14 protein-coding genes are annotated in these 14,987 nt (G+C 59.8%); 9 read left to right on the top strand and 5 right to left on the bottom strand.

Annotation, left to right across the window (positions count from 1 at the left end):
* Positions 1-11: 11 nt before the first annotated feature.
* The 4 genes from I3J13_RS13850 to I3J13_RS13835 form a co-directional block, all read right to left on the bottom strand.
* On the bottom strand, positions 12-794 hold the full coding sequence (locus tag I3J13_RS13850) for an ABC transporter permease (RefSeq protein ID WP_142779502.1): 783 nt from the start codon (positions 792-794) through the stop codon (positions 12-14).
* Positions 791-1,675 carry an ABC transporter permease gene (locus tag I3J13_RS13845; protein ID WP_059756575.1) on the bottom strand — a complete coding sequence of 295 codons (885 nt, stop codon included), beginning with the start codon at positions 1,673-1,675 and terminating at the stop codon, positions 791-793. The genes I3J13_RS13850 and I3J13_RS13845 overlap by 4 nt, the downstream gene beginning before the upstream one ends.
* Positions 1,676-1,777: 102 nt before the next feature.
* A complete protein-coding gene (locus tag I3J13_RS13840; RefSeq protein WP_142779501.1) occupies positions 1,778-2,884 on the bottom strand; it encodes an ABC transporter substrate-binding protein in 1,107 nt (368 codons plus the stop codon).
* Between the two features lie 291 nt (positions 2,885-3,175).
* On the bottom strand, positions 3,176-4,054 hold the full coding sequence (locus I3J13_RS13835) for a MurR/RpiR family transcriptional regulator (protein ID WP_003522811.1): 879 nt from the start codon (positions 4,052-4,054) through the stop codon (positions 3,176-3,178).
* A gap of 175 nt (positions 4,055-4,229) precedes the next feature.
* Here I3J13_RS13835 and I3J13_RS13830 point away from each other — a divergent pair, with 175 nt between their 5' ends.
* The 6 genes from I3J13_RS13830 to I3J13_RS13805 all read left to right on the top strand — a co-directional run bounded on the left by I3J13_RS13830 (position 4,230) and on the right by I3J13_RS13805 (position 11,813).
* The gene (locus tag I3J13_RS13830) at positions 4,230-5,003 is read left to right on the top strand and encodes an N-formylglutamate amidohydrolase (protein WP_196379165.1); all 774 of its coding nucleotides are present in this window, start codon (positions 4,230-4,232) and stop codon (positions 5,001-5,003) included.
* A 213-nt stretch (positions 5,004-5,216) separates the two neighbouring features.
* Positions 5,217-6,731, top strand: coding sequence for an amino acid permease (locus tag I3J13_RS13825; protein ID WP_003522809.1), 1,515 nt, complete (start codon positions 5,217-5,219; stop codon positions 6,729-6,731).
* A gap of 64 nt (positions 6,732-6,795) precedes the next feature.
* Positions 6,796-8,163 (top strand): glutamine synthetase family protein, encoded by a 1,368-nt coding sequence (locus I3J13_RS13820; protein WP_003494807.1) that lies wholly within the window; start codon positions 6,796-6,798, stop codon positions 8,161-8,163.
* An 18-nt stretch (positions 8,164-8,181) separates the two neighbouring features.
* Positions 8,182-9,570 carry an aldehyde dehydrogenase family protein gene (locus I3J13_RS13815; protein WP_196379164.1) on the top strand — a complete coding sequence of 463 codons (1,389 nt, stop codon included), beginning with the start codon at positions 8,182-8,184 and terminating at the stop codon, positions 9,568-9,570.
* Positions 9,567-10,712: an iron-containing alcohol dehydrogenase gene (locus I3J13_RS13810; protein ID WP_196379163.1), complete on the top strand. Its 1,146-nt coding sequence runs from the start codon at positions 9,567-9,569 to the stop codon at positions 10,710-10,712. Before I3J13_RS13815 ends, I3J13_RS13810 begins: the two co-directional genes overlap by 4 nt.
* A gap of 384 nt (positions 10,713-11,096) precedes the next feature.
* On the top strand, positions 11,097-11,813 hold the full coding sequence (locus tag I3J13_RS13805; RefSeq protein WP_174057087.1) for a ParA family protein: 717 nt from the start codon (positions 11,097-11,099) through the stop codon (positions 11,811-11,813).
* A gap of 48 nt (positions 11,814-11,861) precedes the next feature.
* Here the strand turns inward: I3J13_RS13805 and I3J13_RS13800 are convergent, their stop codons facing one another.
* Entirely contained in the window at positions 11,862-12,380 is a 519-nt protein-coding gene (locus I3J13_RS13800) for a Spy/CpxP family protein refolding chaperone (RefSeq protein ID WP_196379162.1), read from the bottom strand.
* A 57-nt stretch (positions 12,381-12,437) separates the two neighbouring features.
* Between I3J13_RS13800 and I3J13_RS13795 the strand changes: the two genes are divergently transcribed.
* From I3J13_RS13795 to I3J13_RS13785, 3 genes are read left to right on the top strand one after another with little or no spacing between them, the layout of a single operon-like run.
* Positions 12,438-12,992, top strand: coding sequence for a Crp/Fnr family transcriptional regulator (locus tag I3J13_RS13795; protein ID WP_196379161.1), 555 nt, complete (start codon positions 12,438-12,440; stop codon positions 12,990-12,992).
* A gap of 37 nt (positions 12,993-13,029) precedes the next feature.
* Positions 13,030-13,677 carry a TetR/AcrR family transcriptional regulator gene (locus I3J13_RS13790; protein WP_196379160.1) on the top strand — a complete coding sequence of 216 codons (648 nt, stop codon included), beginning with the start codon at positions 13,030-13,032 and terminating at the stop codon, positions 13,675-13,677.
* 46 nt (positions 13,678-13,723) lie between these two features.
* Positions 13,724-14,929, top strand: a complete 1,206-nt coding sequence (locus I3J13_RS13785; RefSeq protein ID WP_196379159.1) for an MFS transporter — start codon at positions 13,724-13,726, stop codon at positions 14,927-14,929.
* Positions 14,930-14,987: the final 58 nt, after the last annotated feature.

Genomic DNA, 14,987 nt, shown 5'->3' with positions numbered 1-14,987 from the left:
AAATATTGTCCTCAGGCCTTGGGAGGCGCGCCCTTCTGGTAGCGTGAAACGAGTTGGATCAGACCCAGGCAACCCCAGGTGATGCCGAAGGAAATCACGGCAAGTGCGGCCGGTTCATAGGCGCGGTTGGCGCCGAGCAGCTGCATGTAGGGGCCGAAGGCCGGGCGGTTCAAAAGGGCCGCCATGGTGAATTCACCGATAACGATGGCGAAGGTCAAAAACGCACCTGACAGCACGGCGACCAGAACGTTGGGGAGGATGATGCGCGACAGGATGGTCGTCCAGCCTGCGCCGAGACTCTGGGCGGCTTCCGTCAGCGTCGCCACGTCGATGGTTCTGAGACCGGTATCGACGGCGCGGTACATGTAGGGCAAGGCCAGCGTGGCATAACCGAACATCAAAAGCAGGTTGGTACCGAAGCTCGTGCCGGTCAGCGGCAGCCAGCTCGAGGTGTTGTAAAGCCGGATATAACCGAAGACGATGACGATGGCCGGGATGACCAGCGGCAAAAGCGTGATGAATTCGATATAGGGGCGCAGGCCCGGCAGTTTCAGGCGCACCCAATAGGCGGTGGGCACCACCAGCAGAACCCCGAAAACGATGGTGAACAGCGCCATAACCACCGAATAGCTGAAGGTTTCCTGAAAGCGCGGATCGCTGAGCACCCTGGCATAAGCGTCGAAGGAATATTCGCCGCGCCGCATTTTCAGCGAGAAGTTGGTCATGCCGATCAGCGGCAGCGCGAAATAGAGCAGGCCGAAGATCAGCGCGCCCCAAGCGAAGAAACGCTTCATTTCAGCCACCTTTCGCTGCGGGCGCGCAGCCAGATGTAAAGTGCATTGGCAAGGCCGGTGACGACGATCATGCCGAAGGCAAGGGCGTAACCGAGATGCGGGTTACCGAGAACGTCGCCGCGAATCTGCGCGAAAAGCAGGATCGGCACGATGTTGAGCGAGGAGCCGGTGAGCGCAATTGCGGTCGCCACCGCGCCGAAGGCGTTGGCGAAGAGCAGCGACATGGTGCCGAGCAGCGACGGCAGCAGGATGGGGAAGGCCACCATGCGCCAATATTGCAGGCCGGTTGCGCCGAGAATTTCCGCCGCCTCGCGCCATTCGCGTTTCAGCCCGTCCAGCGCCGGCGTGATGATGAGGATCATCAGCGGTATCTGGAAGAACAGATAGGTGACGGTCAGGCCCCAGAAGGACAGGATGTTGAAACCGAGCAGCCTCAGATCGATGCCGATCTGCGTCTTCAGGAAGACGGTGAGAAGGCCGACCGGGCCAAGCGTGGCGATGAAGGCGAAGGCGAGCGGCACGCCGGCGAATTGCGAGGCGACGCCGGAAAAGGTCAGAAGCGGTCCACGAATGCGCTGCGGCAATCCGCCCAGTACCACGGCGGCGGCGACGGCAAAGCCGATCAGGCAGCCCAGCGCCGCCGAAGCGAGGCTGATCTTGATCGAAATCCAGTAGGCCGCGAGAATGGAAGAGGTGAAAAGCCCGGCGATATTTTCCAGCGTGAAGCTGCCATCGGCATGCTGGAATGCGCCGATGACGATCTTCATCGTCGGCATAATCAGAAACAGTAAAACAAAAACAGCAAAAGGTACGACGCCAATCCAGTGCAGCGGCAGTTTCCTGCCCGCGTCGGATGGTCCGCCGGTGTTGGTTGATGGCATCCTTGTCCCCAAACGCCGTTTTCAAACGGTCTGTATATAAAGGTCTACATCATAAAAGAAGCACCCCGGCTTTTTGATCGGCCGGGGTGCATTTTCAACAGTTTACTTCACATTCGCGCCGACGACGCTGTCCCAGCCACCGGTGACGGCAGCCTTGTTGGCGTCGACTTCCTCGAGCGTCGGGAAGATCGCCTTTTCATAGGCTGCTGCCGGCGGCAGGCTGTCGATCAGTTCCTGCGGAACCTTGCCGGCCTTGACCATGGCGTTGAAGCGGATCGGGTGGCAATAGCCCTTCAGCCAGCCGAGCTGACCGTCGTCGGAGTAGAGGTGTTCCATCCACAGCTTGGCAGCGTTCGGATGCGGAGCGTAAGCGGAAATGCCCTGAACGTAAACGCCGGCCAGAACGCCCTTCTCAGGAACGATGACTTCCGTCGGCGGGTTGTCGTTCAGCGTCTTCTTCCAGGAAAGGGCGTTATAGTCCCAGGCGACGATGATCGGGGTCGCGCCCTGCGCCAGCGTGCCGGCCTTGCCGATAACCGGCAGGAAGTTGCCAGCCTTGTTGAGATCGGCGAAATATTTCAGGCCAGCTTCACCGGCTTCCTTGCCGGACTTCGCGCCAGTGGCAAGACCGGCGGCGAGAACGCCGAGGATGGCCTGGTTGGAAGCGCGCGGATCGCCCGCGAGCGCCACCTGACCGGAATATTCCGGCTTCAGCAGGTCGGCCCAGTCCTTCGGTGCGTTGTTGACGAGGTCCTTGTTCACGAAGAAGGACATCACGCCGTAATAGTCGCCGTACCAGTAACCTTCCGGATCCTTGACGTTGTCGGGAATTTCGTCCCAGGTGGAGACCTTGTAGGGCTGCAGCAGGCCTTCGGCCTTCATCTGCGGGCCGAAAGCGAGGCCGACGTCGACGACGTCAGGCGCCTGCGGACCCTTATTGTCCTTGTTGGCCTTTACCGCTTCGACTTCGTCGGCGGAGCCGGCGTCGGGGTTCAGTTCGTTGACGGTGATTTCCGGATATTTCGCCTTGAAGGCGGCAATCACGTCGCCGTAACCGCACCAGTCGTGCGGCAGCGCGACGGTGGTCAGCATGCCTTCCTTCTTGGCGGCGGCGATCAGCTCGGCGCTCGGTTCAGCGGCGGCAATTGCGGTGGAGGCGATGACCAGTGCAGTGGTCGTAGCGAGCAGTCGGCGGCAGTGAGAGATCACTTTTTTCTCCTCTTCGTGTTCTCATATTGCGGACGCTGATACGGATTCTCGATGAAGCTAATGTGACGGCTGGATTGCAATTTATTTATCCGGATTCCGTCACTTTACGCCCGTTTTCCGCCATCACCCGGCTTTTTGCCTGCAATTGCGGGAGATTCCCCTCATGATCCGTGGTGGCCAGATACGTTCCCCAGCTTGGTTTCTTATCCTGTTTTATCGTGCTGGTAGCGATGACAGGTATCCAATCAGCGTGCGGCATCCGCGTCAAGCAAGTTGCCCGGCTATATAGTTTCATGTTCTGTCCGGCCTGCGGAACAGCCGCGTCTGTTCGAACAGGCCTTCCAGTGCATTCATGCGTTCCCTGGTTTCATCCCAGGTGCCGTTCTGCACCGCTTCGATCAGCGCTTCGACCACGAACAGCGTGACGACCGAGGAATCCCATGCCGAGGGAGCTTCGATCCTGACGCGGAAAGTGTGCAGCGCGTGGCGCGCCACCGGCGATGTCCATTGATCGGTGAAGAGAATGATCTGCACGCCGTTTGCCTTGGCCACTTCGGCCAGCGTCGTCATGTCGTGCTCGTAACGGCGGATATCGAAGATAACCAGTATGTCGCCGGCGCTCATGTTCAGCATATATTGCGGCCAGGCGCTGGAATTCGACGACATCAGCGTCGTCTTCGGCCGGATCACCTGCATATGTGTGAAGAAATATTCGGCAATCGCGCCGGTGATGCGTCCGCCGACGAAATAGATGCTGCGCTTGCGGTCGGAAAGGAGTGCCGCGGCATTGTCGAAGACGGCGGTGTCGAGATCGCTCAGCGTATCGCGCAGATTGCCGGTGATGGCGTCGGCGAAGCGATTGAGAATGTGCAGGCCGGGCGCGTTGGTTGCCCAGCGGTCATGTTTGGCGATGGGGCCGGAGATCGTCGCTTCCAGTTCCTGGTGCAGATGCGCCTGAAATTCCGGATAGCCCTTGTAGCCGAGCTTCTGCACCATGCGCGCCACCGTCGGCGTCGAAACGCCGGCATTTTCCGCAATGGTCGTGATGCTGCCGAGGCCGGAGACGGGGTAGTTGCCGAGCAGGCTCTCCGCCAGCCGTTTTTCCGAACGGGTCAGTGCGTCGTAATGGGCATGGATGACATCCGACACGGTCGCCGTCGTGCTGCGCAAATTTTTCCCCTTCCGGTCTTCTGCCGGTGCATGGCTAAAATAAACATCTGTGCCAGCTATCGAGTCAATGGGAAAATGAAGAGAAAATTTCAAAATTCCATTTGACACTCGCAATAATGTGAAGAATTCTTTTCGGCGTTGACGGAGCGACGGGGTTTCCGGGCGGGGTTCGTGCATGACGGTGCGGTCACGGTTTTTCACAGAAGCGGAAGGGCAGGCCGTCGGCATCGAGAATGCTGCGGCGAAGGGCGATGTCCTTCTCGTCTGCGAACATGCCTCCGCCACCATTCCGCAGAAATTCGGCACATTGGGTCTTTCGCCGGAGGTGCTTTCGAGCCATGCGGCCTGGGATCCGGGCGCTCTGGCCGTTGCCCGGCTGCTTTCGGAAAAGCTTGACGCCACGCTCGTCTATCAGCGGTTTTCGCGTCTCGTCTATGATTGCAACCGGCCGCCCGAATCGCCTTCCGCCATGCCGGTGAAAAGCGAGATTTACGATATTCCCGGCAATTTCGATCTCAGCGAAGCGGAGCGGTTCGCCCGCACCTCAGCACTTTATGTGCCGTTTCATGACCGGGTGAGCGAGATCATCGCCGCGCGGCAGGCGGATGGCCGTAACGTGGTGGTGGTGACCATCCACAGTTTCACGCCGGTTTATCACGGCCGGTTCCGAAAGGTTGAGATCGGCATCCTGCACGATACCGACAGCCGCCTCGCGGATGCGATGCTGGCGGGCGCCGAAGGTGCCTCGCTCACGGTCAATCGCAACGATCCCTATGGCCCGGAAGACGGCGTGACGCATACGCTGCGGCTGCATGCGCTGCCGGACGGGCTTTTGAATGTCATGATCGAGATCCGCAACGATCTCATCACCAATGAAGGAGAGCAGGCGGCAATCGCCGGTTTTCTTTACGAGCTTATGGGGAAGGCGCTCTCATCGATCGATGAGTGAGGGAGCTATGGCCGGCCGATGGTGAAAACACCGGGGTCGGCTGCCAGATGAGACTGCCGACATTCAAGGAAAGCCGGAAAGGCATGAGGCGGCAAGGGAACAGCAAGTGCGTGCGGCACAACGCGGAAACCTTCCGCAGGTGCTGAAAACTGGGGCACAATCGGCCAATAACGGCTGACTGGCTTGTTTTTTTCTTATTCAGGAGAGAAGGGCATGGACAGTTCATCGTCAGGCGTCAGCTACAAGAAGGCTGATGCATCCTATTTCGAAAAACGCGGACTATCCCGTTATGCGGGCGTGTGGTCGCTCTGGTCGCTCGGCGTCGGCGCGGTCATTTCCGGGCATTTTTCCGGATGGAATTTCGGCTTTTCCACCGGCGGCTGGGGCGGCATGCTGGTGGCGGGCATCATCATCGCCATCATGTATCTCGGGCTGACATTTTCGATTGCGGAAATGAGCCCGGCCTTGCCGCATACCGGTGCGGCCTATTCCTTTGCCCGCACGGCCATGGGGCCATGGGGCGGCTTCATCACCGGGCTTTGCGAGAATGTGGAATATGTGCTGACGCCGGCGGTCGTCGTCACCTTCATCACGGCCTATGTGAACTCCATTCTCGGACTCGATCCCGCCTATTCACCCTTCGTGTGGATAGCGTTTTATGCGATATTCCTTGCGCTCAATGTCTTCGGGCTTGAGCTTTCCTTCAAGGTGACGCTGGTTATCACGCTGATTTCGCTTGCCGTTCTGGTGTTCTTCTGGATCAGCGCCATTCCCAACATCGATTTTTCGCGTTTCGCGCTCAATATCGGTGTCGGCCCTGACGGCAAGGCGGTGGAGCTGCCGGAGGGCGGCGGTTCCTTCTTCCCCTTCGGGTTCTCGGGCGTTCTCGCCACGCTGCCTTTCGCGGTCTGGCTGTTCCTCGCCATCGAGCAACTGCCGCTGGCGGCGGAAGAATCAGTCGATCCCAAGCGTGACATGCCGAAGGGCATCATCCTCGGCATGGTGACGCTGATGGTTTCGGCCTTCATGATCGTATTGCTCAACCCATCCCTGCCGGGCGTCGGCGCCTTCCATCTCAGCTCCTCGCTTGAGCCGCTGCTGGATGGTTTCAAGGCGATCTATGGCGATGGCGGCGTGGTGGTGCTGGGTCTCGTCGCGCTTACCGGCCTGATCGCCAGCTTCCATACGATCCTCTACGCGCAGGGCCGGCAGATCTATTCGCTGTCGCGTGCGGGTTACTTCCCGACCGTGCTGTCGATCACCCATTCCAAGTACCGCACGCCATACGTTGCCAACATCACCGGCGCGATTGTCGGCTTGGCGGTCATGCTCGTCATCTGGTTCGCGCTGGGTGCGGAACAGGGCGGCAGCATCATCGGCAGCGTGCTTTTGAACATGGCCGTCTTCGGTGCGATGTTCTCCTACATCATGCAGGCGATTTCCTTCATCCTGCTCCGAAAGAACCTGCCGCATATCGAGCGGCCGTTCCGCTCGCCCTTCGGCATTCCGGGCGCGGTGCTGACGGTCATCATCGCCATCGTGACATTGCTTTACCAGATCCAGGATCCGAACTTCACCAAGGGCGTGCTCTGGGTGGCGGTCTGGTTTGCCGTGGCGATTGCCTACTTCGCCTTTGTCGGACGCCACCGCCTCATCCTGTCGCCGGAAGAGGAATTCGCGCTGGAGCACAAGCAGGCTGCGGTTGCCGCAGCGGCTGCAAAGGCCTGATGTTCAAACAAACGGGCGGCCGCATCCCGGCCGCCCGGCCACGACAATAAAGGGAACGGACAAAATGACGAGCTACACATTCGACGCGCTTAAAATGGATGTCGCCGAGGGGCGCATCGACACGGTTCTGGCCTGCCTTGTCGACATGCAGGGGCGTCTGATGGGCAAACGGTTTCAGGCGGAATTTTTCGTTGAAAGTGCCTTTGAGGAAACCCATAGCTGCAACTATGTGCTTGCCACCGACATGGAGATGGAAACCGTTCCCGGCTACAAATCCTCCAGTTGGGAAAAGGGCTATGGCGACTATGTGTTGAAGCCCGATCTTTCGACGCTGCGGCGTGTGCCGTGGCTGGAAGGCACGGCGCTGGTGTTGTGCGATGTGCTCGATCATCACACCCATGAAGAAGTGCCGCATTCGCCGCGGGCGCTCCTGAAAAAGCAGGTGGCGCGGCTGGAGGCCATGGGGCTGAAGGCCTATATGGCGACCGAACTGGAATTTTTCCTGTTCGACCAGACTTTCGATGCGGCGCGCGCCAACGGCTACAAGGGGTTGAACCTCGCCAGTGGCTACAATGAGGATTACCATATCTTCCAGACGACCAAGGAAGAGGATGTCATGCGGGCGCTGCGCAAGGGCCTGCAGGGCGCCGGCATTCCGGTCGAAAACTCCAAGGGCGAAGCATCCGCAGGTCAGGCGGAAATCAACGTGCGTTATGCCGATGCGCTGACCATGGCCGACCGGCACGCCATCATCAAGAACGCCACCAAGGAGATCGCCTGGTCCAAGGGCAAAGCGGTGACGTTCCTCGCCAAGTGGAATTACAACGCCGCCGGCAGTTCCTCGCATATTCACCAGTCGCTGTGGAGCGCCGACGGCAAGACGCCTGCTTTCCTCGACAAGGACGCCAAACACGGCATGTCGGAACTGATGCGGCATTATGTTGCCGGGCTTCTCGCCCATGCCAGCGAGATCACCTATTTCCTCGCGCCCTATATCAATTCCTACAAGCGGTTCATGGCTGGCACCTTTGCGCCGACCAAGGCGATCTGGAGCCTAGACAACCGCACGGCCGGATATCGTCTCTGCGGCGAAGGCACCAAGGGTATCCGCATCGAATGCCGCGTCGGCGGCTCGGACCTCAATCCCTATCTCGCCATGGCGGCTTTGCTTGCGGCGGGCATTGACGGCATCGAAAATAAACTCGAACTTGAGCCCGCTTTTGTCGGCGATGCCTATGGCGGCAAGGACGTGCGCGAGATACCCAAGACCCTGCGTGACGCCACGGCCTTTCTGGATGGATCGAAAATGCTGCGCAACGCCTTTGGCGACGATGTGATCGATCACTATGTCCATGCCGGACGATGGGAGCAGGAAGAATACGACCGCCGCGTGACCGACTGGGAAGTGGCGCGCGGTTTCGAACGAGCCTAATCATTACGGGAAAATATCATGACCATGATCCAGAATATCTCGCCCATCGACGGCTCGGTTTATGCCGAGCGGGAGGCGATGTCGCTGGAGGCGGCGCGCGCCGCCGTTTCGAAAGCGCGCAAGGCGCAAAAGGACTGGGCGCGGCGTCCGCTTGAGGACCGCGTTCAGCTGGTGCTGAAGGGCGTCGCCCGCCTCAATGAAATGGTGGCGGAGGTGGTGCCGGAACTGGCGCACATGATGGGCCGTCCGGTGCGTTACGGCGGCGAGTTCAAAGGCTTCAACGAGCGCTCCAACTATGTCGCCTCCATCGCCGCCGATGCGCTGGCGCCGCTCGTCATCGAGGAAAGCGGCAATTTCGAACGCCGCATCGAGCGCGAGGCGCATGGCGTGGTCTTCGTCATCGCGCCGTGGAACTATCCCTACATGACGGCGATCAACACTGTCGCGCCCGCTTTGATGGCCGGCAATACGGTGGTCATCAAACATGCGGCGCAGACGCTGCTGGTGGGCGAGCGCATGGTGCGGGCTTTCGTCGAGGCCGGTGTGCCTGACGATGTCTTCATCAATGTTTTCCTCGACCATGGCACGACCTCGGCACTGATTTCCGAGGGCCTGTTCAATTTCGTCAATTTCACCGGTTCGGTGGAAGGCGGTCGCGCCATCGAGCGCGCCGCGGCTGGCACCTTCACCGGCCTCGGGCTTGAACTCGGCGGCAAGGATCCTGGCTACGTGATGGAGGATGCCGATCTCGACGCCGCCGTCGATACGCTGATGGATGGCGCGACCTATAATTCCGGGCAATGCTGCTGCGGCATCGAGCGCATCTACGTCAATGAAAACCTCTATGACGCTTTTGTCGAGAAGTCCGTGGCGTGGGTGTCCAACTACAAGCTCGGCAATCCGCTGGAGCAGGAAACGACGCTCGGGCCGATGGCCAACAAGCGCTTCGCAAAGGTGGTGCGCGCGCAGGTCGCCGATGCGGTTGCCAAGGGCGCCAAGGCGCTGGTCGATCAGAAGCTTTTCCCGGCCGATGACGGCGAGAGTGCTTATGTCGCACCGCAGATCCTCGTCAATGTCGATCATTCGATGGAATTCATGACCGAAGAAACCTTCGGCCCGGCCGTCGGCATCATGAAGGTCAAGAACGACGATGAAGCCATCGCGCTGATGAATGACAGCAAATACGGCCTCACCGCTTCGCTCTGGACGCAGGATGCGACACGAGCTGCGAGGATCGGCCGCGAAATCGAGACCGGAACCGTGTTCATGAACCGTGCCGATTATCTCGACCCCGCCCTTTGCTGGACCGGCGTGAAGGAAACCGGTCGTGGCGGCTCGCTCTCCGTTCTCGGGTTCCAGAACCTGACCCGCCCGAAATCCTACCATCTGAAGAAAGTCACGAAATGAATATCGTCGCCAACTGGAGCTATCCCACCGCCGTCAAGCTTGGCCGTGGCCGGATCAAGGAACTGGCGGAAGCCTGCAAGACGCTCGGCATCAAGAAGCCGCTGCTCGTGACGGATCGTGGCCTTGCCAATATGGCGATCACCGCGCATGCGCTCGATGTGCTGGAAGAGGCGGGTCTCGGCCGGGCGATCTTCGCCGAGGTCGATCCGAACCCCAACGAAATCAACATGGAAGCCGGTGTGAAAGCCTATCGCGATGGCGGCCATGACGGTGTCGTGGCCTTCGGCGGCGGCTCTGGCCTTGATCTCGGCAAGACCATCGCCTTCATGGCCGGGCAGACGCGCCCGGTCTGGGATTTCGAGGATATCGGCGACTGGTGGACACGGGCGGATGCCGCCAAGATCGCGCCCATCGTCGCCGTGCCGACGACGGCGGGCACCGGTTCGGAAGTCGGCCGCGCCAGCGTCATCACCAATTCGCAGACCCATGTGAAGAAGATCATCTTCCATCCGAAGCTCTTGCCCGGCGTCGTCATCTGCGATCCGGAACTGACGGTCGGCATGCCGAAGGTCATCACGGCGGGCACGGGCATGGATGCCTTTGCCCATTGCCTCGAGGCCTATTCGTCGCCCTTCTATCACCCGATGAGCGCCGGCGTGGCGTTGGAGGGCTTACGTCTCGTCAAGGAATTCCTGCCGCGCGCCTATAAGGATGGCACGGATATCGAGGCGCGCACCAATATGATGGCGGCGGCGGCGATGGGGGCGGTTGCCTTCCAGAAGGGTCTCGGCGCCATTCACTCGCTCTCGCATCCGATCGGCGCGGTCTACAACACCCATCACGGCATGACCAATGCCGTCGTTATGCCGGCGGTGCTGCGCTTCAATCGCCCCGCCATCGAAGACAAGATTGCCCGCGCGGCCGCCTATCTCGGTATCTCCGGCGGTTTCGACGGCTTCTATAATTATGTGCTGGAGCTTCGCAGGGAACTCGGCGTGCCGGAAAACCTGACCGCCATGGGCATCAAGCCGGATCGCATCGACGAACTGGCGGCGGAGGCGATCAAGGATCCGAGCTGCGGCGGTAATCCGGTGCCGATGACGCTGGAGAATACGAAGAAGTTGTTCGAGGACTGCTTTTAAGGAGCGACCTTTATTCGTCAGGTTTGTGAGAGGTTGAGAGGGTGCCGCTTGTTTCTTCTCGCCGCCGGGGAGAAGGTCGCGGCAGCGGGATGAGGGGGCAAGCTCTCGGTCTCTCGCTGACGTTGCCCCCTCATCCGACCCTTCGGGCCACCTTCTCCCCGGCGGGGAGAAGAAACGAGTGGCAACGTCGTGCCCTGCACGGGGAGCGAGCCACGTACGATCTCTAATCCATGAAGCCCGCGACGACCCGGTCGCGGGCTTTTCGTTGCGCGGCATAACCGTTCTTAGTCTTTTCTTAATCATGTTCGTTAAGGTTATGGAAAGCACCATGATCGGCTCGGTGCGTGAATGAGCATGAAATGGCTCTGATCAATCGGGGATATCATGCCTGTCATTACTTTTGCCAACACCAAGGGCGGTGCCGGAAAAACCACTGCTGTGCTGCTTCTGGCAACCGAACTCGCCCGCAGCGGCCACCGTGTGACGGTTCTGGATGCCGATCCGCAATTGTGGATTTCCCGCTGGCACGACTTGTCCGGCGAGATCGAAAATCTCTCGGTGATTTCGCATGTGACGATGGCTTCGCTTGAAGGCCATATTCGCGAGAATAAAACCAATACCGACTGTTTCATCATCGACCTGCCGGGCGCGAAAAGCCCGCTTCTGACCATGGCGCTCGGTATTTCCGATCACGTGCTGATCCCGGTGCAGGGCTCTGCCATGGATGCGCGCGGTGCTGCCGAGGTTCTGGATCACATCGAATTCCTGAACCGCAAAATGGGCAAGGCCATCGCCCATTCGATCGTGCTGACGCGGGTGAATGCCATGGTGGCGACGCGCTCGCTGCTGCTGGTCAAAATGCTGCTGGCGGAAAAGAACGTCTCGGTGCTCAATACGCCGATTGTAGAGAGAGCGGCCTATCGCGATATTTTCGACTATGGCGGTACGCTTCTCTGTCTCGACAAGGACAAGGTCAGCAATATCGACAAGGCGGTGGAGAACGCGAAAGCCTTCGCCACCGAAGTCGTCGGCCTGCTGCCGAAACGTCTTTTGCGGCTCGGCACGCAACCTGCGCGCCTTTTCACCCGCAAGGCTGCCTGAAAGCCGGAGCTGCCGCCAGGGCAGGGACCGGCTCCGTCCGCGCGCTCGTTAAGGCGCATAGCCGCGCAGCCTGTTGTAACGTGCGACCTGCTCCTTGGTCAGCAGCTTTGCCGTTTCGAGATGAGCGGCAAGGTGGATGTATCTCAGTCTGGCGCGGCTTTCTTCAATACGGTCGAGTTGCGCTCGCAGTTGATCCGCATCGATTGAGCCATTACGGAAGCCTGCATCCAGTGCCGCTTCGCCGGCGATCATTTGCCTGCCTTCTGTCGCAGCATCTTTCCGCATGGTTTGAAACAGCTGTTGGACGGCGGCGGCCTGCTCGGTCGTCAGCGCCAGTTCGGTCGCCATCTTGCTGACATGTGAGGGACCCGGCATACCGTTGAGATCGGCGGCTTTCGCAAAGCCCCATCCGCCTCCCTGTTCCAGTTCGGCAATATCTTCAGCCGACAGGCTCTTGATGGTTCGGCTCTGCTGGCCCGCATAGGGCGATTGGTGGAGATGCTGCTCTTCCCCGGCGGCTGAGAGGGGGAGAAGAGCGGTGAGGAAGACAAGAACCGTGGTTTTCATGGGGCTACTCGGATTGTTGCGATCCCCTGAGCTTGTCAGCCGACCCGTTTGCCGGACATGATAGAAATCATGTCGAGTTCGATTTTTGACCAGCTTCGCCCGAAGGCGTCCGTGTCCAGATCCTTTGAAAAAGGCGAATACCTTTTTCATCAAGGCGATTCCATTCACGTGCTGGCGCTGGTGGTCGAGGGTTATGTCCATCTGATGCGGTTTCAGGAGGATGGACATAGTGCCGTGTTGCAACGGGCGGGGCCGATGACGGTTCTTGCCGAAGCCTCGGTGTTTTCGGAGAAATATCACTGCGACGCCATCGCTATGACGGCCGGACGTGCCTTGTTCGTGCCTATCGGCACGCTGCGGCAATTGCTGGAACGCGAACCCGCATTCGCACTCGAATGGATAAATCATATCTCCGGCGAGCTAAAAAAGGTCAGGACGCGGGCGGAAATATTGGCGCTGCGCTCGGTTGGCGCGCGGCTCGATGCCTGGATCACCGTCAATGAAGGTCTGCTTCCGCCCAAGGGGCAATGGAAGAGCCTCGCTGCTGAAATAGGCGTTTCTCCCGAGGCGTTGTATCGGGAAATAGCCAGGCGCGCGGCTTCATCGCGCTAGTTCGCACAGAGGATAAAATTATTCGCTTGATTTGGAAATGATCGTTTCCTATATTCCGGCCATGAGCAATATCAACCAGACCCATTCACCGGAACAGCGCCATCGCGGCAGGCCGCGCGAGTTTGACGTCGACCGTGCGCTCGATGGGGCGATCCGCGTTTTTTCGCGACGCGGTTATCACGCCACTTCCGTCGGTGATCTTACCGACGCGATGGAACTGGCGCAGGGCAGTCTTTACAAGGCTTTCAAGGACAAGAAAGCCATCTTCATCGCCACGATGGAACGCTACAGGATCGTGCAGACCGAGCGTTTCGAGGCGGCGGTGGCCGGTTTCGATACCGGTTATGAGCGCGTTAGGGCAGGCCTGATGTTCTATGCGGAACGGTCGCATGGCGGTGTCGGTTCCGATGGATGTCTGGTGGTTGGTGCTGCTGCCGATCTGGCGGCGCTGGATGACGATATTGCAATCGTGGTCGAGCGGGCGGTGAAGGCGAGGGAGAGAATTGTCGCCCGCCTCGTTGCCGAAGGGCAGAAGGATGGTTCCGTGCGTTCGAAGGCCGATCCCGACGATCTCGCCCGGGCGATGCTGTGCATGATGTACGGCATGCGCGTGGTGGGAAAGACGGGGCGCAGCCTCAAAGACATGGTGGCCGTGGTGGATATCGCCATGAAGCTTGTCGAGTGATTTTGTGACTATTTAGGAAACGATTGTTTCCATATTGGAGAAAATGATGACGACGCGTGTAATTGAAGGGGATGATGTCGAGGCAACATCCATTTCCCCGGCCTTGACGTTTCTCTTGGCGACAGCCTGCGGACTGATTGCCGCCAATCTTTATTATGGCCAGCCGCTTGCCGGCATCATTGGGGCGGAACTCGGTCTTTCTGCCGGCGCGACGGGGCTGATCGTGACCCTGACCCAGATCGGTTACGGTATCGGTCTGCTGTTTGTCGTGCCGCTTGGCGATCTCGTTGAAAACCGCAAGCTGGTGGTCAGCGCTGTCGCTATGGCGGTGCTTTCCCTTGTGGCGGCGGCATTCGCGCCGCATGCGGCCCCGTTTCTGATTGCGGCCTTTCTGGTCGGCGTCAGTTCCGTGGCGGTGCAGGTCATCGTTCCCTATGCCGCCCATATGGCGCCGCACGCCATTCGCGGCCGGGTGGTCGGCAATGTCATGAGCGGGCTGATGGCCGGCATCATGTTGGCGCGGCCGGTTTCCAGCCTTTTGTCGGAAGTGGTCTCCTGGCGGGGTGTGTTTCTGACCTCGGCGGCCGTCATGGCGCTTCTTGCCGTGGTGCTTTTCCGGCTTCTGCCCGTCCGTATGCCTGATGCGCGGCTGAGCTATGGGGCCTTGATGGCTTCGATGGGCCGGCTGGCGCTGCACACGCCGATCCTGCGGCGGCGGGCGATCTATCACGCCTTCCTGTTTGCGGCTTTCAGCCTGTTCTGGACCACGACGCCGCTTTATCTGAGCGGACCGCATTTCAATCTGAGCCAGGGTGAGATCGCGCTCTTCGCGCTCGCCGGTGCGGCCGGCACCGTGGCCGCGCCGATTGCCGGGCGGATGGCGGATCGTGGCTGGACGCGTGCGGCCACCTTTTTTGCCCTGGTGGCGGTGGCGCTCTCCTTCGCCGTCACGCATCTTGCACCGGAAGGCTCGCATCTCGCGCTCGCCATTCTGGTCGTCGCAGCCATCGTTCTGGATTTCGGCGTCACCACCAATCTGGTGCTTGGCCAGCGTGCCATCTTCACGCTCGGAGCGGAATTCCGCAGCCGCCTGAACGGTATCTATATGGCGACGTTCTTCATGGGCGGCGCAATCGGTTCCGCCGTTGGCGGCTGGGCCTATGCCGTCGGCGAATGGCAAGCCGCCTCGTGGATCGGCTTCGCCTTGCCGGTGGCAGCCCTGCTTTATTTCCTCACGGAAAAACGCGACTGAAAAGCCTTTAGATGAAAAAAGCCCGGCGGACCAAACCGCCGGGCTTTTTCTTTTTTCT

This window comes from Agrobacterium leguminum, from assembly GCF_015704895.1.
In the GTDB taxonomy this organism is placed as follows: domain Bacteria; phylum Pseudomonadota; class Alphaproteobacteria; order Rhizobiales; family Rhizobiaceae; genus Agrobacterium; species Agrobacterium leguminum.
This window is presented reverse-complemented; position numbering and strand designations above follow the sequence as displayed.

Bases quoted from the DNA above. Each gene is read 5' to 3' on its own strand.
- I3J13_RS13850 (WP_142779502.1), bottom strand. From the start codon at position 794: ATGAAGCGTTTCTTCGCTTGGGGCGCGCTGATCTTCGGCCTGCTCTAT.
- I3J13_RS13845 (WP_059756575.1), bottom strand. From the start codon at position 1,675: ATGCCATCAACCAACACCGGCGGACCATCCGACGCGGGCAGGAAACTG.
- I3J13_RS13830 (WP_196379165.1), top strand. From the start codon at position 4,230: ATGACGGTGCGGTCACGGTTTTTCACAGAAGCGGAAGGGCAGGCCGTC.
- I3J13_RS13825 (WP_003522809.1), top strand. From the start codon at position 5,217: ATGGACAGTTCATCGTCAGGCGTCAGCTACAAGAAGGCTGATGCATCC.
- I3J13_RS13820 (WP_003494807.1), top strand. From the start codon at position 6,796: ATGACGAGCTACACATTCGACGCGCTTAAAATGGATGTCGCCGAGGGG.
- I3J13_RS13815 (WP_196379164.1), top strand. From the start codon at position 8,182: ATGACCATGATCCAGAATATCTCGCCCATCGACGGCTCGGTTTATGCC.
- I3J13_RS13810 (WP_196379163.1), top strand. From the start codon at position 9,567: ATGAATATCGTCGCCAACTGGAGCTATCCCACCGCCGTCAAGCTTGGC.
- I3J13_RS13805 (WP_174057087.1), top strand. From the start codon at position 11,097: ATGCCTGTCATTACTTTTGCCAACACCAAGGGCGGTGCCGGAAAAACC.
- I3J13_RS13800 (WP_196379162.1), bottom strand. From the start codon at position 12,380: ATGAAAACCACGGTTCTTGTCTTCCTCACCGCTCTTCTCCCCCTCTCA.
- I3J13_RS13795 (WP_196379161.1), top strand. From the start codon at position 12,438: ATGATAGAAATCATGTCGAGTTCGATTTTTGACCAGCTTCGCCCGAAG.
- I3J13_RS13790 (WP_196379160.1), top strand. From the start codon at position 13,030: ATGATCGTTTCCTATATTCCGGCCATGAGCAATATCAACCAGACCCAT.
- I3J13_RS13785 (WP_196379159.1), top strand. From the start codon at position 13,724: ATGACGACGCGTGTAATTGAAGGGGATGATGTCGAGGCAACATCCATT.